This window comes from Bradyrhizobium sp. USDA 4541 (assembly GCF_024171085.1).
Lineage (GTDB): Bacteria > Pseudomonadota > Alphaproteobacteria > Rhizobiales > Xanthobacteraceae > Bradyrhizobium > Bradyrhizobium australafricanum.
Genome location: NZ_JALJZF010000001.1, coordinates 5,262,745 through 5,285,767, shown reverse-complemented (window position 1 = coordinate 5,285,767; position 23,023 = coordinate 5,262,745). Strand labels below are relative to the sequence as shown.

20 protein-coding genes are annotated in these 23,023 nt (G+C 63.4%); 5 read left to right on the top strand and 15 right to left on the bottom strand.

Annotated elements, in window-relative coordinates; translation table 11 throughout:
• Window positions 1-122 precede the first annotated feature (122 nt).
• The 4 genes from J2R80_RS24970 to J2R80_RS24955 all read right to left on the bottom strand — a co-directional run bounded on the left by J2R80_RS24970 (window position 123) and on the right by J2R80_RS24955 (window position 3,753).
• Window positions 123-749: a hypothetical protein gene (locus tag J2R80_RS24970; RefSeq protein WP_253639608.1), complete on the bottom strand. Its 627-nt coding sequence runs from the start codon at window positions 747-749 to the stop codon at window positions 123-125.
• Complete coding sequence (locus J2R80_RS24965) at window positions 746-1,240, bottom strand: c-type cytochrome (RefSeq protein ID WP_035631104.1); 495 nt, start codon at window positions 1,238-1,240, stop codon at window positions 746-748. Before J2R80_RS24965 ends, J2R80_RS24970 begins: the two co-directional genes overlap by 4 nt.
• A gap of 134 nt (window positions 1,241-1,374) precedes the next feature.
• Window positions 1,375-3,147 (bottom strand): PQQ-dependent dehydrogenase, methanol/ethanol family, encoded by a 1,773-nt coding sequence (locus J2R80_RS24960; protein WP_253639606.1) that lies wholly within the window; start codon window positions 3,145-3,147, stop codon window positions 1,375-1,377.
• Between the two features lie 135 nt (window positions 3,148-3,282).
• Complete coding sequence (locus J2R80_RS24955) at window positions 3,283-3,753, bottom strand: copper chaperone PCu(A)C (RefSeq protein WP_253639605.1); 471 nt, start codon at window positions 3,751-3,753, stop codon at window positions 3,283-3,285.
• A gap of 280 nt (window positions 3,754-4,033) precedes the next feature.
• Here J2R80_RS24955 and J2R80_RS24950 point away from each other — a divergent pair, with 280 nt between their 5' ends.
• Together J2R80_RS24950 and J2R80_RS24945 are read left to right on the top strand one after the other, a co-directional pair.
• Window positions 4,034-4,549, top strand: a complete 516-nt coding sequence (locus J2R80_RS24950; protein WP_253639604.1) for a phosphotransferase — start codon at window positions 4,034-4,036, stop codon at window positions 4,547-4,549.
• A 31-nt stretch (window positions 4,550-4,580) separates the two neighbouring features.
• On the top strand, window positions 4,581-4,877 hold the full coding sequence (locus tag J2R80_RS24945) for a hypothetical protein (RefSeq protein WP_253639603.1): 297 nt from the start codon (window positions 4,581-4,583) through the stop codon (window positions 4,875-4,877).
• Between the two features lie 45 nt (window positions 4,878-4,922).
• Here the strand turns inward: J2R80_RS24945 and J2R80_RS24940 are convergent, their stop codons facing one another.
• The 3 genes from J2R80_RS24940 to J2R80_RS24930 form a co-directional block, all read right to left on the bottom strand.
• Window positions 4,923-5,105 (bottom strand): hypothetical protein, encoded by a 183-nt coding sequence (locus J2R80_RS24940; protein ID WP_168857061.1) that lies wholly within the window; start codon window positions 5,103-5,105, stop codon window positions 4,923-4,925.
• Between the two features lie 88 nt (window positions 5,106-5,193).
• Window positions 5,194-5,649 carry a cupin domain-containing protein gene (locus tag J2R80_RS24935; RefSeq protein WP_253639602.1) on the bottom strand — a complete coding sequence of 152 codons (456 nt, stop codon included), beginning with the start codon at window positions 5,647-5,649 and terminating at the stop codon, window positions 5,194-5,196.
• An 87-nt stretch (window positions 5,650-5,736) separates the two neighbouring features.
• Complete coding sequence (locus tag J2R80_RS24930; RefSeq protein WP_253639601.1) at window positions 5,737-6,294, bottom strand: zinc-dependent metalloprotease; 558 nt, start codon at window positions 6,292-6,294, stop codon at window positions 5,737-5,739.
• Window positions 6,295-6,915: 621 nt separating this feature from the next.
• On the opposite strand from J2R80_RS24930, the gene J2R80_RS24925 reads away from it, so the two are divergent.
• Window positions 6,916-8,754 (top strand): caspase family protein, encoded by a 1,839-nt coding sequence (locus J2R80_RS24925; protein ID WP_253639600.1) that lies wholly within the window; start codon window positions 6,916-6,918, stop codon window positions 8,752-8,754.
• 178 nt (window positions 8,755-8,932) lie between these two features.
• Here the strand turns inward: J2R80_RS24925 and J2R80_RS24920 are convergent, their stop codons facing one another.
• The 3 genes from J2R80_RS24920 to J2R80_RS24910 form a co-directional block, all read right to left on the bottom strand.
• Window positions 8,933-9,532, bottom strand: coding sequence for a DUF4384 domain-containing protein (locus J2R80_RS24920; RefSeq protein WP_253639599.1), 600 nt, complete (start codon window positions 9,530-9,532; stop codon window positions 8,933-8,935).
• Window positions 9,533-9,601: 69 nt separating this feature from the next.
• Entirely contained in the window at window positions 9,602-11,380 is a 1,779-nt protein-coding gene (locus J2R80_RS24915) for a caspase family protein (protein ID WP_253639598.1), read from the bottom strand.
• A gap of 141 nt (window positions 11,381-11,521) precedes the next feature.
• Window positions 11,522-13,246, bottom strand: coding sequence for a hypothetical protein (locus J2R80_RS24910; protein ID WP_076831460.1), 1,725 nt, complete (start codon window positions 13,244-13,246; stop codon window positions 11,522-11,524).
• 81 nt (window positions 13,247-13,327) lie between these two features.
• Between J2R80_RS24910 and J2R80_RS24905 the strand changes: the two genes are divergently transcribed.
• The gene (locus tag J2R80_RS24905) at window positions 13,328-13,699 is read left to right on the top strand and encodes a hypothetical protein (protein ID WP_233475560.1); all 372 of its coding nucleotides are present in this window, start codon (window positions 13,328-13,330) and stop codon (window positions 13,697-13,699) included.
• A gap of 88 nt (window positions 13,700-13,787) precedes the next feature.
• Window positions 13,788-14,768 (top strand): DUF4424 domain-containing protein, encoded by a 981-nt coding sequence (locus J2R80_RS24900; RefSeq protein WP_076831720.1) that lies wholly within the window; start codon window positions 13,788-13,790, stop codon window positions 14,766-14,768.
• Between the two features lie 8 nt (window positions 14,769-14,776).
• Here the strand turns inward: J2R80_RS24900 and J2R80_RS24895 are convergent, their stop codons facing one another.
• The 5 genes from J2R80_RS24895 to tssL are packed head-to-tail and all read right to left on the bottom strand — an operon-like array spanning window position 14,777 to window position 22,892.
• The gene (locus J2R80_RS24895; protein ID WP_253639597.1) at window positions 14,777-16,582 is read right to left on the bottom strand and encodes a serine/threonine-protein kinase; all 1,806 of its coding nucleotides are present in this window, start codon (window positions 16,580-16,582) and stop codon (window positions 14,777-14,779) included.
• Entirely contained in the window at window positions 16,579-17,355 is a 777-nt protein-coding gene (locus J2R80_RS24890; protein WP_253639596.1) for a PP2C family serine/threonine-protein phosphatase, read from the bottom strand. The genes J2R80_RS24895 and J2R80_RS24890 overlap by 4 nt, the downstream gene beginning before the upstream one ends.
• Window positions 17,356-17,361: 6 nt before the next feature.
• Complete coding sequence (gene tagF / locus J2R80_RS24885) at window positions 17,362-18,063, bottom strand: type VI secretion system-associated protein TagF (protein WP_168858792.1); 702 nt, start codon at window positions 18,061-18,063, stop codon at window positions 17,362-17,364.
• Window positions 18,060-21,611: a type VI secretion system membrane subunit TssM gene (gene tssM / locus J2R80_RS24880; RefSeq protein WP_253639595.1), complete on the bottom strand. Its 3,552-nt coding sequence runs from the start codon at window positions 21,609-21,611 to the stop codon at window positions 18,060-18,062. The genes tagF and tssM overlap by 4 nt, the downstream gene beginning before the upstream one ends.
• Window positions 21,612-21,656: 45 nt before the next feature.
• Window positions 21,657-22,892, bottom strand: a complete 1,236-nt coding sequence (gene tssL, locus J2R80_RS24875) for a type VI secretion system protein TssL, long form (protein WP_256527869.1) — start codon at window positions 22,890-22,892, stop codon at window positions 21,657-21,659.
• Between the last annotated feature and the right edge of the window lie 131 nt (window positions 22,893-23,023).

Here is a 23,023-nt window from a genome sequence, read left to right as displayed (position 1 = left end):
TCTTCGCTGCAATCGCGTAAGAAAAGACGTGGATGGCCGGGACAAGCCCGGCCATGACGAAAAGAAAGAGAGTCATTTTAGATCAGTTAGGCAGCTGAAATTTGGCTATTTCAGTTTGCAGCTCAGGACCCGGCGCGGCGGATCGTGATGCGGGTCTCGTCGGTCATGTCCTTGAGCTCCTTGTTCGGCTCGCGGTAGAGATGGCGCTCGATCTCGACCGTGCGGCCGTCGATCGTCTTGGTGCATTTCTCGTCGACAAATACGCCGCCGACCTCCTGCTTGTCGGCGCCCGGCTGTGCCTTGGAACAGGTCCAGCCGTCCTCGCCATAGCGCGACCTCGCCTGCAGGCCGAGCAGGAAGGCCTTCTTGCGCAGATAGAGCCGCGCCTTCGGATCGGTCTCGATCATCAGCGCCGCGATCTTGGCGTCCTTGTCGATCATGACGGTGAGGATCGCGGGATGGCCGCCGACCATGGTGCCTTCCCGCCCACTCTCGCGATCGTACTCGAAGCGGATGCCGCGCAGCTGGTCCCGTCCGGCCTGGCAAGCCTGCCATTGCGCCCAGTCAGCCAATCTGTGGGTCTTCTCGCCGACGCAAGTCAGGTTGATGTAGCCCGCGTCCGGCACGCTGCTGATCGCCATTCCGACGCTGATGTCGCGCAGGTCTCCCGCGGTCGCCATCGCCGGCACCGCTGCCATGACGGTGACAGCGAAGACCAAGCCACGGATTGCCGATCCTTGCTTGCTCATGGCTTTGCCTTCTCGCTCTGATCGGACGGCGCGGCGGCGTGGCCGGCCTCCTTGTAGATGTTGCAGACCCGCGAGCCATCGCCGAAGAACGCGATGCATTCATCGTAGGTCGGCTCGCCCTTGCCCTTGACGCGGGCGAGCACGTAGTCGGCGACGGCCTCGATCTCGTTCGGCCGCAGGAACACATTCGCTTCGGGCGGCATGCGGTCCGCGACGTCCTGCCGGGTCATCTCGTAGCATTTCGTGGTGTCGTAGGAGCCGCGCACGAAGAACGGCATGCCGGTGCCCGGCCGGCCGCACGTCACGGTCTCGATGATCTGCTCGCGGGTCAGCTCGGTCTTGCGCAGCGACAGCGCGTCGCCGCCATAGCCGCCGCCGCCATTGCCGTGCCATTTGTGGCAGCCGACGCAATTGCCGCGCTTGAACACCGCCTTGCCCGCATCGGTCGGATCGCTCGCCGACTGCGCTTGCGCGGTACCGATAAATCCCATCACCAGCGCGCAGCCGAGCCACGTGCCAACCAGCGATATTTTTTTCATTTGTCTTGTTTCTTGTCTTTTTTCTTGTCTTTCTCGGCCAAATCGACGCGGGAGGCCTCGGTGAGAGGCCTCCCGCGCTTGCGACGTCAAAGGGCGAACACGTAGAGCATCGAGCCCGGCTGCATCCGCTTCAGCTCGGGCGTGGCATCGATGAACCACTTGTCCCAGGCACCGCCGAGGCCGACCAGGATCGCGACATACTGCTTGCCGTCCACCGAGAACGTCATCGGAGGCGCATTGACGCCGCCGCCGGTGTTGAACTGCCAGAGCTGCTGCAGCGATTTCGCGTCGTAGGCGATCACCTCGCCGGACGGCTGTCCGGAGAACACGAGGTCGGGCGTCGCCAGGATGCCGCCGAGGTTCGGGAATTCGGTCTCCGCCTTCCCTGCCACCTTGCCGGTGGTGACGTCGATCGCGGTGACGCTGCCGGTGATCTTGACCGGCTGGCTCGGTCCGCCGCCCGTGAAGAACTCGCGCTTCTTCAACTTGTCCGGCGTCGTCTCCTCGACCGTGATCCGGTTGCAGCTCTCGATCACCGGGATGTACCAGAGCTTCAGGTTCGGATTATACGCGGTCGGCGGCCAGTTCTTGCCGCCCATGTTGCCGGGGCAGATGTCCGTCACCTTGTTGGTGCGGCTTGGCGTCACCGCCGCGTTGTAGCGCTGCACGCCCTGCTTCGGATCATACTCCACCGGCTTGCCGGATTCGGGGTCGAGACCCTTGGTCCAGGTCACCTTCTTGACGAACGGCAGACCCCAGATGAACTTGCCGCTGTTGCGGTCGATCGCGTAGGCAAAGCCGTTGCGGTCGGCCTCGAGCGCGAGCTTCTGCGTCGTGTTGTTCGGACCGGGGACGTCGACCAGCACGTTCTCCGCCACGCTGTCATAGTCGTAGGGATCGTTCGGCGTGTGCTGGTAGTGCCACTTGATCTTGCCGGTGTCGGCATCGAGACCAAGCGAGGAGTCGGTGTAGAGGTTGTCGCCGGGCCGATACTCGTTGTCCCAGTCCGGTCCGGGATTGCCGACGCCCCAGACGATGGTGTTGGTCGAGGGGTCAAAGCTGCCGGTGACCCAGGTCGATCCGCCGCCGCTCGCCTTGGCGTCCTTGTCGTCCTTCCAGGTCTCGTGACCCGCCTCGTCCTTGCCCGGGATCGTGTGGGTGCGCCACACTTCCTTCTGGCTCTTCAGGTCGGTCGCCGCGATCCAGCCGCGAATGCCGTATTCGGCGCCGGCCACGCCCGTGATCGCCATGTCCTTGACGATCAGCGGTGCGCCGGTGATCACCTCGCCCTTGTCGGGATCGGCGACCTGGCGCTGCCAGGCGACCTGCCCGGTCTCCTTGTTGGTCGCGATCAGGCGGCCGTCGAGCGTGTGCGAGACGACGAGGTTGCCCCACAATGCGACGCCGCGGTTGTCGACGCCGCAGCAGGCGACTGCGCCGGCCCAGTCATGGTCGGTCTTCGGATCCATCTTCCAGAGCAGCACGCCTTTGCCGCCATGCGCATCGATCTTGTAGACCGAACCCCAGCCGTCGGTGACGTACATGAAGCCGTTCTCGACGATCGGCGTCCCCTCCAGGCCGCCATGCGACCAGATTCCGCCGCCCTCGACGCCGCCGAGATGCATGGTCCAGGCGACCTTGAGGTTCTTGACGTTGTCCTTGTTGATATCGGCCAGCGACGAGAAGCGCGTCGCCGAATAGTTCTTGTGGTGGTGCAGCCAGTTGCCTGCTTCCTTGTCAGCATTGAGCAGACGGTCCTGGCCGACATCGTCGGCGAGCGCGAAAGAGCCCGCGAAGGTCGCTGCGGATGCTACTGCCGCGGCGAGGATATGCGACTTTACCCAATTCAACCTTGTCATGAGTTCATTTCCTCCGGATCTAGCATTCTTCATTGATCGAACCGCCCGTCACACACGGGCGATCACGCGAGAAGCCTTGAGTCCCGGCGCATGGCTGTGCACCACCCGCCGTCTTGTTGGGTCACTTGCGTGAGGTCACTTCTGGACCTGTACCTCCGTCTCGATGGTGCCTGCTTTCTGAAAAACGATCGCGCATTTGAAGGTCTCGCCCGGCGTGAGCGCCTGACGCATCTGCAGCAGCATGACGTGATAACCGTCACGCTTCAGCTCGAGCATTGCCTTTGCCGGCACTGGTATATTGGATATCGAGCGCATCGCCGGTGCGCCTTCGCCGCGATCCACAGTATGACGCTCGGAAAAATTCGCAACCGGGCAGCGGACACGAAGCAGCGCATCGGCGCTGTCGGCCTCGTTCTTGATCGTCATCGTCAACGGTAGGTCCCCGCCCGCTTTGTCGACCGCCGGCACGCGCGCGTCCACAATCTGCAAGGACTCGTTCGCGGCGGCGTTATGCACCACTCCGAACGTGCTGATCAGGCAGAATAATGGCAACGCGATCCATGATCGGCACGCAACGGCGCAATGCAACTCCCGCTCGAACGACATCAAGTTCTCTCCCAACATGATTTTTGCAGCATTGTTTCATGCTTCGTCGTGCGCTGCCAGCAATAGATCGCGAACGCTGCATCAACGCGATTTTGGGCACGCATAGCGGCCATGCTAACTTCCTGCGCATGAGTGCTCGATAAACTTCCGCCGGCACAGCGCGACGCAGCACATGCCGCACTGCGTCAGGTGATCGGCACCGCGGCGATCGACGCGGTCAGTTCGGTCTCGGGCGGCGCAACGTCGGCGCAATTGTTCCGGATCGATGCAGGCGGCGAGAATGATTTGCTCCGAATTCGAAGGAATGCCGAACCCGCTGCGCAATCCGTTTCAGTATGTGTCGCTCAGGATCGCCGCCGAGGCCGGCATCGCGCCGCGACTCCATCATGTCGACGAGGCCTCGCGCGTCGCGGTGATGGATTTTGTGCAGCGGCAGCCGCTCGGCCGCTATCCCGGCGGCCTGCCGGCGCTGGCGAAGGCGCTCGGCGAATTGCTGGCGCGCCTGCAGGCGACGCCGACCTTTCCCGCTTTCGTGCGCTACCCCGACATCGTGGCCCGGCTCTGGGCCCATGTCGGCCGCACCGGCCTGTTCGCGCCCGGCGTGCTTGAGCGCTGCAACGCGCACCTCGCGCGCATCCGCGCGGCCTATGCCTGGGATGAGGCCAACTCGGTGTCGAGCCACAACGACTCGCTCCCCGCCAACATCCTGTTCGACGGCAATAGGCTCTGGATGATCGACTGGGAATCCGTTCTATCGCACCGATCCGCTGGTCGATCTTGCGATTGTCGGCGATAGCCTGGCGCGGACGCCGGAGCTGGAAAGCATCTTGCATCGTGCCTGGCTCGGCCGCCCGCTCGACGAGCCGCTCCGCGCACGGTTCGCACATGTCCGCGCGCTCACCCGGCTCTACTATGCCGGCGTGCTGCTCAGCGCATCCGCGACGGCGCCGCGCACCATACCCGATACGAGCCTTGCCGCACCGACGCTCGCCGAGCTCGCAGAGGCCACACGCGCCGGCCGGCTCAAGGCCGGCACGCCGGCGGCCAAGCACGTGCTGGGCAAGATGTTCGTCGCCTCGTTCCTGACCGAGGTCGCGACGCCCGGTTTCGATCTTTCGGTCTGACGTTCAACCCGGCGGATCGAACGTCGACGGAAACTGCGGCGCAGCTCACTGCGGCACCGGGTGCAGCCTTGCGAGCTGGTCGAGCGACAATTCGGCCTCGCGATCGCTCAGGGGAAAACGCACGATCACGTCCTGACGCGCCAGCTGGCCCCACAGCGCATCCGACGACCATTTCTGCGGCTCGGGTCCGCGCGGACCGTCGACCCAGATGAAATACCATTCCGCCATGGAGGCGACCAAAGCTCCTCGCCGGAACATTGGTCCTTCGCCGGCCAATCCGCAACGCCCGATTTCGTACGCGGCGCGACAGGTGGGGCTATTCGTACGGCGTGCCGTCCTTGTGCAGGAAGCGGCCGTCGGAGCTCGGGCTCATCATGTCGATGTCGGAGCAGGTGATGACGTCGGCGCGCGAGCGCGAGCCGACCTCGAGATAGGTCGCCGTCATCTGCGACCTGTTGATCAGATGATGCCCGTTGCCGGAGTTCTTCGGAAACGCCGCGCAATCGCCGGCCCGCAGCACCGTCTCACCGCCGTCCTCCACCAGAACCACTTCGCCCGCGAGCACATAGACGAACTCGTCCTCATCCGAATGCCAGTGGCGCTGGCTCGACCAGTTGCCGGGCGGCAGCCGCATCAGGTTGACGCCGAAGTCGGCGAGCCCGCCGGCATCACCGAGACGCTGCCGCACCCGCTCGGCGCACGGCGCGGCGAACTCCGCCGGATAGCCGGTCCCGTTGCGTTCCGGCACGTTTGCAAGGTCGACCCTGGGCATGGCGTCTCTCCGGCGGTTGGCGGGCGAACGAGCGATCGGGCCGACTGCAATTGGTTTCATGGAAGGCGGCAGCAGGAAGTTCCGAGGTCAGCCGCCAAATCGCTGCACCAGTTTTGAACCTTTGGCCGTGCTTATCTGCTGACCGGTCAAATCGCTTCCCACGCTCAATCCCTTCGTCATCAAGTTGCTGCGCAGGGCGGCCTGCTTCTCATCGGCGTAATCTACGTCGACGTGGTCGAGACTCATCAAATGCCCAAGTTCATGGGCCCACGCGCGTCCGTTGGCAAAGTCATTGCCATACCATTGGACAAAGCTTGCCGGCTCGGGATCGCTATGAAGGTACGAGCCGCCACCGGCCGAGAGATTGACTATCGGATTGACGAGATAGATGTGGACCGCATTGTCGGGAGCATGCCGGAAACTGAGAACATCCAGCACGCGCTGATCATTGTTGCGCGCGCTCTTCGCCATATCGAGCGGCTTATCTTCCACGTAATCATTGATCACGAACGCGATCTTGGCCTTCGCCCAGATCTTATTGACTACATCCAGTGCCTTTTTGGCGGTCTCGCCAGTCCATTTTTGCGGCTCGGCGACACCTTTCTCGGCAAATGGCGTAATGTAGATTTTCAGCGGAATAGACATGTGCGTCTCCAGAGATTTCGACGACACCTGCGGTGGGCGTCCACACGTCGACGTCCGGATCCCGAGGACGCAGATTTCGATTCTTTCGGGACTCGCACGTCTCAGCTCGAACGGATCGGCGTTGCTTCCAGATAGACGCAGTTCGCGCTCCTATGGAAGAGGCCCGAGGCTGCGACAAACGGCCGAGACGACCGGGCTGAACCTTGTCGACGCCACCGAGACTAACAACGCGGCCGTCACACGCTGACGATCCGGCACGAGCATCGCTTGAGCATGCGAGTTCAATTCCGAGATCACTATCGAGAGATGGAACTTCGCTTGGCGAAGCCCAGGCGGATGCCGGCACTGCCAGCCATTCCGGCGCTAACGATAAAAGACAGATATTTCAATATCTTACAGGTCAATCGGCATTTGTTCGGCCGTGCACCACCGGCCCTACACGCTTCGGTGTATCCTTGAACAATCTCGCTGCCCCGGACGACAACATCAGGAATGGATTGGACTCAAGTTTGTTCTCTACGGAGGTATGCCGGCGCCCGTAACGCTTGACGCAGTGGAGTTTGCGCGCGGCCACCTTCGATAAAGCTGCCGTTGTTTCGAGCCGATTTTTGGACGTTCGCCATGCGCTACACGCTCCTCCGAGTTCTTGTTGTTCTTGCTGCTTCGGTTCTCCTGGCGTCTCAGCCAGCCTGGGCAACGAAGCGAGTGGCTTTGGTGGTCGGCAATTCGAACTATCAAAATGCGCCACTACTTCCGAATCCTGCCAATGATGCCACCGCTATCGCCGCGACCTTGAAGGGCGCCGGGTTCGATTTGGTGGAGTCTCGGCTGAACCTGACCTCGAGCGACATGCGGCGGGCACTGAGGGATTTCGCCGATCAAGCTCGCGATGCAGACATCGCCATCGTCTACTATGCAGGTCACGGAATCGAGATCGACGGGACGAATTACCTTATTCCGACGGATGCCAGGCTTGAACGCGACACTGATATCTATGACGAGGCCTTCTCGCTCGATCGCGTCCTGCTGGCCATCGAGCCCGCCAAACAGCTCCGCGTCGTGATCGTTGACGCCTGCCGCAACAATCCATTCGCCGACACGATGAAACGAACCGTCGCTTCGCGCGCGATCAGCCGCGGGCTCGCCCGGGTAGAACCCGCCGTATCCAATACGCTGATCGCGTTTGCGGCGAAGGCCGGACTGACCGCGCTCGACGGCAACAGCACGAACAGTCCCTACGCGACAGCGCTGGTGAAATATATCGCAAAGCCTGGACTGGACCTGCGCAGGGCTTTCGGCTTCGTCCGCGATGATGTCTTGCAAGCGACCGGCAACCGACAGGAGCCTTATGTTTACGGCTCACTGGGCGGTGAGGACGTTGCCCTCGTGCCAAAGGCAGAAGAGCCGGCGCCGCCGCCGGCTAACGCCTCGTCGGAGATTCGTCGCGACTACGAATTGGCCCTGCAACTGGGTAACAAGGCCGCTATGAGCGCGTTCCTCGCCCAGCACCCCGACGGCTATTACTCAAATCTGGCCAAGCTTCAGCTCAATCAGATCGACGCGGAGGACGCACGCGTTACCGCCACCCGGAAAGCGCAGGAAGCGGAGCAGCAGAAGGCTCGGCTTGCGTCCGAAGGTGCCCAGCGAGCGGAGCAGGAAAAGGCGGCCGCAGAATTCAAGGCCGCGGAGGATGCCCGTATCGCGGCAGAAAGAACAAAGCAGGCGGCGCAGGACCAAGCTGCCGAGGCTGAACGGAAGCGGACCGCATCCCAAACCTCAACGGTCGCCATGCTTTCCGCGAACGGACCCGCGCCCGACAGCGCCAAGCCGGATAATATTGCAACCGCTACCCCATCGCAGAATAGCGAGGGCGCGAAGGTTGCCGCCCTGAACACGGCGCCGCCGCAGGAGGATCTTGCCAAATCGGTGCAGAGCGAATTGAGCCGGGTTGGTTGTTTCACAGGCTCCATCGACGGTGAGTGGAACGCGGCCTCGCGTCGCTCCCTGACCTTGTTCAACCGGCACGCCGGAACCAAATTTGACGTCAAGCTTGCAAGCCTCGATGCGCTCGATGCGATCAAGCTGAAGCCGGCCCGGGTTTGCCCGCTGATCTGCGAACATGGCTACAAGGCCGACGGCGACCAGTGCCGCAAGATCACCTGCGCCGAGGGCTCGTTCCTGAACGAGGATAACGAATGCGAGAAGCGGCGCGGGAAAAAGCCGGTGGCGAAGCGCAACACGGATGAGCGGCCGTCGCGCGCCGATCGTCCGGTCCGTGAGAGGCCCGAGCCGCAAGCCGACACTCCCCGACGACAGGCGACTGCGAGACCCTCGGGTGGCAGCGGCCAGATCGTGTGTGATGCTTATCTATGCCGCCCGGTCCGTCGCGGATGTCATCTCGATTACCGTGGCGGCGGAGGTCCCGGCGGCGGTACCGGCAATGTTGAGGTCTGCAACTAGGACGGCCACGGCGGCGCGCTCGAGATCGGGCCTCATGCCCGGGGGCAACGGAGCCAAACCGCAGGGCCCTGCATGCAAGAAGCCGAACAGCAGCCTCCGCCACAAGGATATTCACCACATGATCGCGCGGGACGGTCTCCTCGACCGCCCGGGCAGCCTGAGCAATGCGATCGCTGACCTACTTGATGGAGTATGATTTGATGTCGAACGACCAATTGTTCGGCAATAGTCTTCCGCCGCCGCTGTCCGGTATCCGCAGCTGACTGGTCCAATCCGACAGATAGCTCAACGTGTCGGCCGGCCCCTGAAGCTTGCGCTGAATGTCCGGCAGATCGAGCAATTGCACGCGTCGCTCGCTCAGGATCGCAACGATGACGGCGGACCCGGCCGGCGGCGCGACGACATATTCAAATCCACGTTGCTGTGCCGCCGGGGTCGGAACGATGAATTGGACGCCAGGCTTGACAAGATTCATGTCGGGTCCGACCGACTGCGCCAATAGCTCGGCAGTCGGGAAGATCTGGGACATCCGCCCTTCCGCATCAACATCCACCAGCATCAGATAGCCCGGCTTCCTGGCGGTTACGCCGAATGACACCTTGCCGCCAATGTTGACGGTTGGACCCGGCAGGATTTCAAGCGCCACGCCGGCGGCATTTGCCGGGCCGCGCGGGGCCTGTACGCGCCAGAGCAACGGAGCATTCGTCGCACCTGCCGATGGAGCGGCCGATGGCGGCGGCGTCGCCCACGCGGCCCCGCCTCCTGCCAGCAGCAGCACGATCGCGAACCAGGATTGCTTGCGGGAAACCAGTTTCGCTGGCGACATGACCGGGCTGTCACAGCTTCGTCAGGGAACGCTGAAAAAGCCGATTGACGCGATCCGCGCGTCCGCCGGCAGGTAGCGCTCCAGACTCTTGATCACCTGCCCCGAGGCACGGCGCCGGTTGAGCTGCATCAGGACCGTCTCCAGATCAACCATCCGCTGCTGCGAGGTTACCGCGACGATCTGCTCGGCGCCGAACGGCTCGCCTACCCGAAGAGGCAGCCGCAGATTTGCTGACCGAGCCATCGCGGCATCGGAACCCACCGGATACAGCATCTGGATGGTTCCATCACCGGACACGTTGAATAGCAGCACCGCCCGCGAACCGACGTCGGACAATTCGACCTCGACGGTCTGTCCGCTGCGCTGCTGTCGGTCATCCGGCCAAATACGCATCAGCTGCGGCGACTGCGTCGCCATGCGCTTCAGCTCCCGAATTGCCGCGGTTCGGTTGACCACTGTCGTCAAACCGCCAACGTCGACGCCATAGGCGACCACGTCGCCCCAGGCGATCACATCATGGGATACGGGGTCCCAGATCAGGTCGGGATTATCAGTCGGTTGAACGGCCTGCACGCTGGCGTCCTGCGGCTTGACGCTGGTGAAATAGCCCATCTTGCCGTCAAGCGCTGCCAAGCGGATCGGCGTGGTGAGGCGGAAGGGCGGCAGTGCGGCACTGGGCGCGGCCGGGGCGGTCGCAGCGGCACTGGTTGGACCGGTTTGCGACTTGGCCGTAACGGCCGGCGGCGGAGGGGTCTGCTTCTCGGCGGACGCGACGGTAGCGACCTGGCCGGAGGCAGCTCTCGCCGCCGTCCCCTGGATCAGCACCACGCCGCGGGTCAGTTCGAACGCGACCTCGGTTTCCGGCATCTGTGCCGGCGACGATACCGTCACGATATTCTGGCGCTGGTCGGACAGTTGATAGACCACCTGCCGAACATTGCTGAAAAGCTCTTTCAGGGTCACCTTGCCATCATGATTGATGTCCGCGTTGCCCTCCACGGCGCGCGCAACGGCATAACTCAGGGCGCCGCGCAGGCCATCGATCCCCGGAATCCGCACTTCCGGCGCTTTGGTGTGCCGATCGACCGCGGCGATGAACGCGGTGTGGTCGAGATCGAGTTCGGACTTCGGGTCGTCGCTGCTCGACACCGGCTTCAATTCATCGACCAGCAGCGTGTAGCGGGGCACCTGCCGAAAACTCATCTCAGCCGCCCGCGGATCGATATCGCGCACCATTCCGCCGCCATGGCAGGTATCCGCGACGAAAATCACCCTTGCGCCGCGCAATTCGAACTGCCGGATGAAATGGTTGAATTCGCTTCCCAGAATGCGCTCGACAGATCCTGCCGGCGTGGTCGCGAATTCGGGCAGCAAGAACACGTTCTCCATTCCGTCCGGTTCGGAGCCCTTGATCCGCTCCGGCTCCTGCGTGCCGTGGCCTGCGATCGACAGGAAGACGAGATCGTTGCTCTTGGTCCGCTCCACCAGTGAGCTGATTTCGCGCAGCACGCTCGCCCTGTCCGCCTGTGCATTAGTCAGCTCGACCACATCGCTGACGCCCATGGTCCTCAGGCTCGACACGATGTCATTGGCGTCGGCGACCGCGCCCTTCAATTTGCGTACATGCTGGTAGTCGTCGATCCCGATGACGAGCGCCCGGAGCGCCGCACCGTCGGGATTGCTTATCGACAGTTCACCCGCCGCATGCGCGCGCTGGAGTGGCAGGCCGATCAACGCGGCGAGCAGGATGGCGGCACACAGCCAACCGGTCCTTCGATCAAAGCCCCTGAGCGTTCGCATCGCGATCCACCTCGATATCAAGCAGGTCCGCCCTGGAACCGCACCGGCAAGGCAGAGCGGCAGGAATGCCGTCCGGACCTCCGGAAACCAGCGCGCAGGCGGTGATCCATGTTCATCTGTAGCCTTGGCAAGACCTCAGGTTCAGCGCCGTTTGTTCGCCGTCTTGCGGCCTGTCGGCGCCTCGGTCTCCTGATAGGCGTTCGCGGAAACGGTCGTCTGATCGTCTGCGAACGCCCGAAAGCGGACCGGAACGTAACCGCGCGCAAGCAGGCTCGCGAGCGGGTAGACGTTGCGGCAGACCCGACCGTTGCAGCCACCCGTCGAGGATTCCATGACCTCGGCCTTGCGATCCGGGGTGAACCGCAGGAACAACATCACGTGGGAACCCGGTTTGTTCAGGGCGTCACCAGGCTTGAGGTCCCAGGGGTTGGTCACCGGCGCGGCGATCGCGGGAATGGCAGCGGTCGTGTAATGGACGGATAGTCCCCACGTGGCACTGACGAACGCCGAACAGTCGACACCCGCCACATCCGGCCGTGGCTCGTTACGGGTGCAGACATTGCCCGCCAGGGTCCCGCCGTCGATCCGCTGCCGGAAATTCGCGAGCGAACCGTGGCAGCCCCAGCAATAGGGCACACCCCGCACTTCCTGGTTTACCTTGCCCTGCAGATACCACGGCCGGCGAATACGGCTGAAACCGGAGCATTGGCTGTCGGGATCGCTGCCGTAGTTCGCCGGTGTCAGCTTCCACTGGATGCCCTCAAAGGCGAAGGCCGTCTCGATCGCCTGCTGACGATTGGACGGCCGCACGGCGGCGGTCGCATTGAACTTGATATCCGGCCGCGCCGCCGCCGGCGCGGCCGCCGTGCGCGACGGCCTGACGTCAATGACGGATACCTTCCCCAGGGGGCGGAAGCCGACACCAACCACCTCGACGCCATCCGGCTTGGTACGCAGAAAATAGACGTCGCCGTCGCCCGAGACGGTGACGAACCGCCGGGTCACGGGCGTGTTCTCCAGCGGCAGCTCGTAGATACCCTCAAGGCGTCCGTTCGCGGCATAGCGTGCGACGAAGGTGGAGGCATTCTTGCCCGACGGCGGAATGTCCTCGGCCAGCACGTAGAAGCGGTCGCTGTTGTCGATCTCGAGAAACTCCACGGTGCCGAGCTGGTTGCGGACGCGCAGGCCGAGCTGACCGATGGTCTCGTTGGAGACCATGGTCTGGATTTCGACCCGAACGCCGGCATTGCCCTTGTCGGGAATGATATCGGCGATCACCGATCCCTTGCTGCGCGAGGCGATATATTGCCGATCGGGCTGTCGCGTCGTCCTCACGATGGCCGCGCGCGTATTCTGATCCAGCAAGTCGGTCGGGCTGCTCAGCGCCTGCGAGCCCATCTGTGCGAAGGCCGAAATGGCGACCTGGTCGTCGGTTCCGCGGGATGAGACTTCCTCCAGTTGGATCTCGTCGCCGCCCAGCCCGCGTGTGGACTGTCCTGGTGCCGCCTTCAGCATTCGCACACCGCCGTCCCAAACCATGATGTCGTCGTTATGGACGACGAGGTCGGTGGGCTGGACGTCGCCAGGCATCTTCAGGATGTCGGGAGCAGTGTTCGGTTGCTTGGGGTCGAACTGCAGAATGCGGCCATTGATTTGATCGAGCACAAACAGATTTCCCTGTCCGTCAGCGCTGAGCGCTTGCGGGCCCGCGAGTTCGACGTCCTGGCTGGCCGCGACGATCCCCACCATGGATGCAGCCGAACCGCCGGCAAAGCTTCGCACGACCGCATCGTCGGCCCGTGCCCCGGTGGCCGCTATGGCAGTGCCAACGATAGAGAGCCAGATCCAGCTAGATCGACGAAGCATATCCGCCTCAATGTAACCGAACCGAATGCGGCGTCAGTCCGACTAATCCAAGACTGCCTAATCCAAGACTGCGCGAGTGCAGTGTCAATTGGTGGCGAGCAACCCCGATCCCGTTCAACTCTTTCACTGGACGGTGATAGTCCGAACTCCTTCAGCCTGCAGTGCAAAATCATGGCCAGAAACAGATTTGAGCAAGTCAGCGAAATCCAGCCCGACGCGATTACGCTGGTTTTGAGACGCGACAATGCCGGCGCCTCCGGGTCAATCGTGTTGCCGGCCGCCGCAAGCGGAGGTCGCCTGAGCAGCGACCAGGTCAGCGCCCATATGCCCGCCCAGGATGCCTTTCGCGGCGCAATCCGTCTCGCCAATGACATGAAGCTCGCGATCGTGGTTTGCGACCCCGATGGCGTCTGGAAGCCGGAATGGGGCGACCTTTATCAGGCGATCGATTGACCCGCACGGGCAGACGCTGCGGCGCCGCATGGAGGCCGGCATGGCAAATGGAGCGTTAAGCGGGCTGTCGTTGAGGTCGCGAGCCTTGATGATCGTCCTGTTGGCCGCAACCGGCTGGCCTGCGCGGGCGAACGATTCGGCAGCCGAATTGTCCATCGGCGGGCTGCAATTCGTCCGCACCAAGGACGTGGCCATGGCGAGCGAGGAGCTTCGTATCGGGCTGGACCGGGTCAGCGTTCGCTACCAATTCGTCAACCAGACGAGCAAGCCGGTTGCGCTCACTGTCGCCTTTCCGCTGCCGGACATCGACCTGTCCGAAGCCGAGAGCATTGCGCTTCCATCGAGCGATCCGGTCAACTTCGTCGAGTTCGAGACGAGGATCGACGGCAACCCGGTGCCGCTGGCCATCGACCAGCGCGCCATGGTCGGCAACAAGGATGTCACCGCCCTCCTCCGTCAGTTCAAGCTGCCTTTGCTGCCGCTCGGTGATCGGGAGATACGGGTGGCCGACCTGCCGGCGACAACCCGCACGAAGCTGATCGATGATGGCCTTCTGATGCCTGCCGGCATGAGCGACAACGGTCGCCAGCAATACACGCCCGGCTGGATAACCAGGACGTCGGCTGTTCGCGAGCAAGTGTTCCCAGCAGCGCATACCGTCACGGTCGAACATCAATATCGCCCGAGCGTCGGCTCCAGCCCTGACACGGTCCTGCGCGCGGGCCTACGTCGCAGCGCGGCGCTAGGCCCGGAGGTCGAGCGATACCGGAGAGACTATTGCATTACGGATGCGTTCCTTGCCGAATTGGACAAGCGCACAGGCGACAGCCAGGCCAATACCGCAAAACTGCAGGAGCGGCGCATTTCCTACGTGCTCAAGACGGGTGCGAACTGGGCGGGTCCAATCCGGTCCTTCACGTTGACGATCGATCCGGGCGGCGACGATCGCCTGGTCAGTTTTTGTCCAGGGCGACTCAAGCCGGCATCTGCCGACAATTCGCGGCAGTTCACGGCGAGCGACTTCAAGCCGGATGCCGACCTGAAGATCTTGATGATCGGCAAGTTCTGAACGGCAGCTCAATTGGTGAGCATCACATAGCGTCCAGCCGCGGTGATGGTCACGTTGCCGCGTTGAGCTTCGCTGGTTGCCTGCAGGAAGAATGTGTCGGCAGCCATCGGTCGCGGCTGGCGCAATGAATCCAGAACCCGCGGGGCTGCGACGGCCAACAGGAGTTGCGGACCGGTCGTACGCTCCATCGGCAGGGCAAAGGAAAGCGAGTCGACGCCCGGCTTCAGGAGGTAGGACAGGCTCCGCACCTCGCCGCGATCCGAGACCATGAGCAGTTCAACCACCCGGTTGGCAAAATTCTCGACGGTCCCATTAAGGGTCTCGCCGGCCTTCAGCTCCGTCGCCGACAGGTTGATGCGGGGCGCACGCGCTTGATCGCTTCCGACCTGACTGAGGAATTTGACGGCCGGACATTGTGCCTGATTCACCTGCCTGACGCCGACCGACGCCTCAAATCCCTGCTCCTTTCGAAACGCCTTGTCGAAGGTATCGAACGGGGCGGTCGAGGCGCCGAAGCCTTCAATGACGGCTGCGCTTGAGCTCACGGCAACAGGCAGGATGAAGAAGCAGTCGCCGCCCGCATATTGGGCAACATATTTGCGGATGCGCTCGGCTCGACCCGGCCCGTCGGGGGACGGAGACGGCGTCACCGTCGGCTGAGACGGCAACTTCACCGGCTCCTGACGCGCCGGCGGTGGCGGAGCAGGCTCGCTCGGCGGCGCGGATGTCCCGGCGAGTTTCGGAGGCGGCGGCAAAGCCGCCAAGCCCGATGTCCTCCAGACGAATTTATAGAAGGTGTACCCGCCGCCCCCCAGCAGAAGCAGCAGCCCCGCGACGCAAGCGCTGAGCCAGATGCGGCGGGAGTTCCGCGTGGTTGATGGCACCCGCTCCTGCTGCGCAGACGTCCCGGCTTCCGGCTTCCCCAATGGATCGAAGCCGTAGAGCGGCGCGGCGGACGGCTGCGCCGAACCCGCCGGCGTCCAGTTGGCGACTTCCGCCATGGTCGGGCGCAACGCCGGGTCCGGCTGCAGCATCCTCTCGAGAAGCGGCCTGATGCGCATATCCACCGCGCCGAGATCGGGCACGCGCCGACGCTTCTCGACCAGTTGAAACTGGCTCCCGCCCATATCGAGCTTCTGTCCGGTCAGGGCATGGAACAGCACGAGACCAAAGCTGTAGACGTCGGATTTCGCGGTGACATCATTGCCGTACAAGCCGACCTGTTCCGGCGACGCGTAATTGTCCTTGCCGGCGAAGCCGGAGCCGATGATGGTTTTGTCACCCATCTGCGTCGACCGGGCGATCCCGAAGTCGATGATCTTGGCCCGCCTTACATCATCGAGCGGCACGATGATGTTGTCGGGGGAGACATCGCGATGGATAATGCCGTGCTCGTGAGCGGCCTGAAGGCCCGATGCGACCCGCCGCATCAATTTGATCAGCGCTTCGAAGGTCAGCGGCCCATCGTCGAGCATGTTCGACAGCGAGCGTCCGTTCACAAACTCCATCGCCAGATACGGGCGCTGCAGTGCGGGCTCGACCGTGAACAGGAAGTAGCGAACGATTGCTTCGTGCGGAAGATTGTGAAGCGCAGCCGCCTCCCGGCGGAACAGCGCAAGCGCCGCCTCGTTGTCGACCATGTCGGGGAGCAGCATCTTGACCGCGACGGGCGATCCGGTCTGGATCTCGCGGCATCGGTAGACCTCCCCCATGCCGCCTGCCCCGATCATCGCCTCGATCTCGTAAATGCCGTTGAGCCGGGTGCCGGCCGGCACACCGCGGTAGGATGACCGAAACGGATCGTTCGCGGTCATGGTCGCGGCTCCTGATCAAGCGGCGTCCTCGTCGGCTCTGAGGATCGTGGCGCGAGCAATCGCACGATCACGATCGTGACGTTGTCGAGTCCGCCGCGATCAAGTGCGAGCGCGAGCATGTCGTCGCAGGCGGCCTGGGCAAGGCGGGTGGCCGCGTGCTGCTCGATCTCGTCGTCCCGCACGTGCCGGGTCAAGCCGTCACTGCAAATCACGAAGATATCTTCCGGTTCGGCCGGACCGGTCACCACCTCGAGCTCGGGGTCGGCGACGACACCGACAGCACGGGTGATGGCATTGCTCGGCCAGTCCTGGACCTCTTCGCGCGACAGCGCGCCATCGGCGATCAGCTCCTCCAACTCGCTGTGATCGTGCGACACCTGTGTGATGCCGTGGCGGTTGACCAGGTACACCCGGCTGTCACCCGCCCAGATGCAGGCATAATGGCCGTCGCGTACGAGCAGGACTGCCGTTGTGGTCCCTACAATGGCACCCTGCCTTTCATGGCTGAGTGCCAGGATCTGCTGGTTGGCGCTGAACAGACGCGCCTCGCATTGCGCCAACAGGTCCGCCGCGGAGTCCGGCGCGCCGATGGAATCAAGCGCCTCCACCACGATGCGGCTGGCAAGATCGCCCGCCTCGTGACCGCCCATGCCGTCAGCGACGGCCCACAGGCCGACGTCGGTCCTTACCAGGCACGCATCCTCGTTCCGCGCCCGCACCCGCCCGGCGTGAGTGACGCTACCGACATCGAACAAGGAGGGGACGTGTGCCATCGCGTGTCATCCCGTCCCGGCCACTTCGCGGCCAACGTCGCCGGTCAGCAGCGTCGAATAGCGAAACGGATCCGGCAATCCGCGGCAACAGAGTGCGACCGGCGAAAACCCTTCGCCCCCGGCGGTCCACCAGAAGCTAGCCGCGGCATAGACTTGAGGGTTGGCGCCGCAGAGCCTGCCGAACGACCCGGCAAACCCGTCGACCGTCGAAACCATTCCCAGCGTCGCGTCGCTCAGCGACACGACCGGCGGTCCATCAGTCCCCGGCGTCCGCAGACGCGGAAGCGCGAGACGATCCAGTGCATCGGAGATCTGCTCGAACGTCGCAGCCCGGTCCAGGGTCGAGAGCAGGAACGTCTCCACTTGCCCATACCACTCGTCCTGCGGATCGATGTGCGGCGGCGACAGCGCGGCGTCACCATCCGGCACCGCATGCAGCGTCAACGGATAGTATCGCCCCACACCGTCAAGCGAGGGCATGATCGCTCCTGCGACGGTGGTGCCGCAGATCGCGGCGCCAAGCCAGAATCGCCAAATCGGCGCGGTCAGGAATGCTTCCTGCCAGCCGGCGCCGAGTTGATGGCGGCTCGCGGAGATGGCTGCCTGCACCCACGGCTCCCAGACTTCCAGGAAGCTGCGCGGCGTCGCGATCGCGATGAAATCACGCTTCGCGCCGATCTTGCCGAATAAGCCGCATCGCATGGTCATATTCCGGTCGGGCAACGAAACTCGCGGAGCACTGACAGGTTTAACGGATTGCGCAGCGATCCGGTCGAAATCTGATAGTTGAGCTCGCGTCCGGCAACAATGAACGTTGCGCTGGCGGATTCCGCCTTGGCGACCAGCGAACCAGCCTCCAGCATTCGGAACAATGACCAGGGACCGATGCGCTCGAGTACGGATGGCGAGCCGGTCTCGTTGCTGACCGAAATTGCCGTCCGCGGCGATGGGCCGGGCCAGAGCACCGTCGTCGGTGAATTGCTCTGCGGTGGCGGCGGCGGAGGAGCGGGTTGCGGCGCGCCAAACATGGAGGGGGTTGTGGCTGGTCCTGGTGTGGTTGGGCTCGTGATCGTCGTACCGCCGATCTCGGTCTTCACTGTAATGCCCGGTCCCGCCGCAGCCGGCGGCCGGATCGCAAAGGACACCGCCGGCACACCGCCGCCAGTCTGGAAAAAGGCATCGCGGATATAGGCGGCGTTCTGGAACTGCTTTAGCGTATCAGGCGAGAACGATCGGCCGACGGGGCTCTCCTTCCGCCAGACCCATTCGGATCGCGACGTATCCGCATAAGGCGCCAGGAACTGAGTAAAGAACTTGTCCATGACACCGTTCGGGCTGAACAGTTTGGCAAAGTCCGCGAGCGGGACTTCCTGACCGCTGCTCCGTACGAACGGGTAGCGGTTGGTCACCGTCTGCTGACAGACCGGCGTGACCTGATCGCGCAACGACTGCAGGATCTGACCGGCCGTGGAGGCGGCGATGCTGCCTTCGAACTCCCCAGCCGCCGCCCGCAGCATATCGGAAAATGGTGGCGGCATACGCGAGGCATTGTTGCGCAGCGCCGCAACCTGGGTCTGAAGCCCCGCCGTTGCTTGCGCCGTCAGCTGCGGATTCTCGACCATCAGCGTCAGATTCTGCGCGATGTCGTTCAGGTTTGCGATCGTCGAGTCGATCGGCCGGCGGGTGCTCTCCCCTTCAAGCACTGCATGGTAGGGTTTGAACTGCGACTCGATCGCCGCACCGGGCGTACCATCCTGGGCGTTGTTGAACAGCGCCGGCGCGGTCACTGCGGGCGGCGCGGCCGGCGTGCCGCCGCTCGCCGGCTTCGGGCGTTCCTTGGTCAGCATCGTCTCATCGCGCACCGACTCCAGGATTTGCCGCATCGGCGAAGTCGGCGCCGAAAGCGCCCTCAGCACCTCGTATTTCGGCTTGTCCGCGAGCAATTTCTTCAGACGCAGACTGCCGAGCGCGGTCCGCCACGTCGTCACGAACTCATTGGAGTAGATGCTGAGCAGATCGCCAGCCAGATTGTCATACTGCTGGTCGATTGCCGACTGCTGGCCGGCGTCACCCAAGACCCAGCGCTCCCGCTTCATGCGCTCTGACAATCCGGGCAGTCGAGCGATGAACTTCTGATTGAAGCCGTTGTAGGTGAAGAACTCGGGCACCCGCACATTGTCCAGGGGCTGCCCAGTCGTGGTTTCGAAGACAACTGCCACGTCCGGACCACCTCGGCGGCTGGCGATCCAGTCGCCGGCGGTCGATCCACGAGCCTCCGACTTCAGGAACTCGTAGGCGCGTTGCGACACGCTGAGGCGCGCCAATGAATTCTGGGCCTGCTTGATCAGGCGTCCGTCAAGCTCGACCAGCGGCGGCTGCTCGGTTTCGAGGTCGAACATGGCGACGAGATTTTCATCGAGCAGACGCCGTCCCTCCGCGTTGGTCGCGCCGGGATAGAGGTTGTCCGCCCAGTCGCGCTGCATCCAGGAACGGATGAGCTCGCGGTCCGGGGATTGCAGGCCGCCGAGCATCAGGTAGACCTTCAGCGCCTCATAGACGAAGGCAGGCTCGTTGATGCGCGCATTGAGCTGCTCTTCCAACCGGTACAGCAAGCGAGGCCGGAACATGCGCTCAAGCGCGGTGTGATAGGCCGCCTTCGCGGGCGACAACAGGCGCGCGTGCTGACTGAGCCCGTAGCGCGCCGACAGTGCTACCGGCTCATTCCGTGAGGCATAGCCGGCCGGGGCGTTCCGCAGCCGATAGAGCAGCGGCAGCACCTTGTCGAGATCGTGATCGGCGATCAGCGTTTGCTTGATGAGCGGCGCCCCGGCGGCCGCATACTCGTTGTCCGCCTGCAAGCTCTGCTCGATCAGGTCGGAGTTGCGCTTGTAGCTGGTCAGCCACGCACCGACCAGTCCGATCGCCACCAAACCTATCAGCGACAGCGCCGCGGTCTTGAGGATCAAGGCGCGGCGCACCGCAGCGCGGTCAGTCGAGACCCAGTCGGCCTCGCCGATGATGACCTTCGAAATCAAATCGGCAAGGAAAAAGCTCTTGCCGGTTCCGGAGTACGATCCGGCACCGACTTCCTCCGCGCCGAACGTACGCGCCAACGATCCGATCAATTGATCGATCGGCGTACCCTGCTGGGTGCCCGACGTGAAATAGAACCCACGCAGATTGGCATTCACGTGATACCGTGTCGGCTCAAAAATCTGGTTGAGGAAATCGTGGATTTGCGGCTTGAGCCGCGCCATCTGCGCCGGGAAGCCGAACAACTGCACCCGGTGCTGCGGCGTCGGCTCGTCCTGCAGACGATCGAGTGTTTCCTCGCTCAGACGCTCCAGCAGGCGATCGAACTCGACCGGGACCTGCCCCACCAGATTCTGGGTCTTGTCGGCGGTCTGGAACGTGGCCCCCCAGACCTGGCGCCGGCCGGCCTCGCCGAGATAGGCGAAATATTCGGTGAAACCGGCAACGAGATCGGCCTTGGTGAACAGCGCGTAGACCGGGAAGCTCACTTTCAGCCTTTGATGCAGTTCGAGGAGCCGCATCCTGATGGCATCGGCATGAAGCGCGAGTTCCTGCTTCGGCAGCGTCAGCACGTCCTCCAGACTGATCGCGACGAGAACGCCGTTGATCGGCTGGCGCGACCGATTTTTTTTCAGGATGTCCAGGAAGGACAGCCAGCTTTCCTTGTCGGCTTTGCTGTTCGAATCCTGGGTCGTGTAGCGACCGGCGGTATCGATCAGCACCGCTTCCTCGGTAAACCACCAATCGCAGTAGCGAGTCCCGCCGACGCCGGCGATCGCCGCCGGCGTCGCCCCGCGCGCGAGCGGAAACTTGAGTCCCGAATTGACCAGCGCGGTGGTCTTTCCCGCACCGGGCGGGCCGATAATGACGTACCAGGGTAGATCGTAGAGATATCCGGACTTGTTGCCGCTCGCGGTCTTGAGCGTTGCGAGCGCATCCTTCATGCGCTCCTTGAGCACCGGCTCGTCGCTGACAGCCTGGTCCGCAGCGCTGACGCCGTCGGCGATCTCTTTGGCATTCTTGCGTCGCTTGAAGAAATGAAGGCCGGTGATGCCTGCCGCCGCCGCGCCGAGCAGCAGGATCGCGATCTGGCGAACGATGTGATTTTCCAACGGATGCCAGTCGCCGAAAGCAACGAAGGGACCGGCAAGGTAGATCACTGCTCCAAGCGAGCTGAGCCCGACTCCATAGAGAACGATGCGTAGAATGTCCTTGGCGAGCATATTGACCGGTACCTGTCGCTTATCGCGTGAGCTTCTGGCGTCCGCCTATTCGCTACGTTCGATGAAGATTTCGACCCGACGGTTTTTGGCACGCCCCTCGGGTGTCGAATTGCTGGCAATTGGTGAATCCGACCCCTTGCCGTCGACATCGACGCGCGAACCATCGGCCAAGCCGGGCTTCAGCGCGGCGGCAACCGCCTTGGCGCGCTCGACCGACAATTCGAAATTCGAGGGGAAACGCACGGTGCGGATCGGCGAGCTGTCGGTATGGCCAACCACCCGGATTCGCCCCGGCTCCTTGTCGAGCGTCGCCGCGACGCGGGCCGCGATCGGCTTGAAACCATCCAGGATGGTTGCCTGGCCCGATGCAAACAGTGCGAGATCGCACACCCTGATCACGATGAAGCTCGCCGTCTGATCCGCGGTCATGGCGCACGCCGTCTTCTCCTGTGCAAGCGCGTTGCGAATGCGCTGCAGCTGGGTGATGCGGTCCGGCGGTGGCGGCGGAGGCGGTGGTGGCGGCGGCGCAACGACGCGGCGCTTGAGCTCGATCGGATCGCCGGGATGCAGTGCCAGCGCGACTTGCGCAGCATTCTCCGCACGGCCAGCCAGCAACGTTCGCAGAACGAAATAGGATCCGGTTAACAGCGCAGCGACCACCGCCGCCACCAGCCAAACCGGAATGCGCAAGTGCTTCCGCCGACCGGCCAAGGCCTGTCCGCGCCAGTGCGGCGACAGATCGTTGGTCGGCTTGGGCCGAACCCGGCGCAGCGTTTCATAGAGGTTGCGCTGGATCACCTGGAGGTTCGCAAGTCCGCCCGGCGACGTCCGGTGGATTCCCTGGAATCCGAGCGCAAGGCAGGCGTGCTGAAGCTCGAGCACCGGATAGTTGACGAGCGGATCAGTCTTCAAATGGTCGAGAATCTCGAAGAAGCGTACGCCGCCCACGCGCTCGCCGAAGAACCGGCTGAGCATCGAGTATTGGGCCCAGACGTGCCGGTCGTCGGTCGGAATGTGCTGCACAATATCGTCGGCGGTCGCGCACAGGATATACTTCGCCGTATTGGCCTGGTGCTCGGAAATGCCCGCCGAGCGGATATCCTTCTCGAAGAACTTGATGGCGTCGGCGACCTGCTCCATCAGGCTCGCGAATGACGCCCGCATCAGCGCGACGCGCAGCCGGCCGAGCAACTGCAGCAAAGGGCCGCCGGCGCGCATTACCGGATTGGCGTTTGGCGCAACCAGATCGTCGACACGCAACGGCGGTCCGGGCGGCAGCATCGGTTGCGGCGCCTGAGCCTGCGCCGGTGTCGAAATCCATTCCTCCGAGGGCTGGCTGGTCGGCGGGGCGGCGTAGCTTGCGCCCTGCGGTGTGGGAGAAAACGAGGGCGGTGGCGAAGGGCCACCCGGCG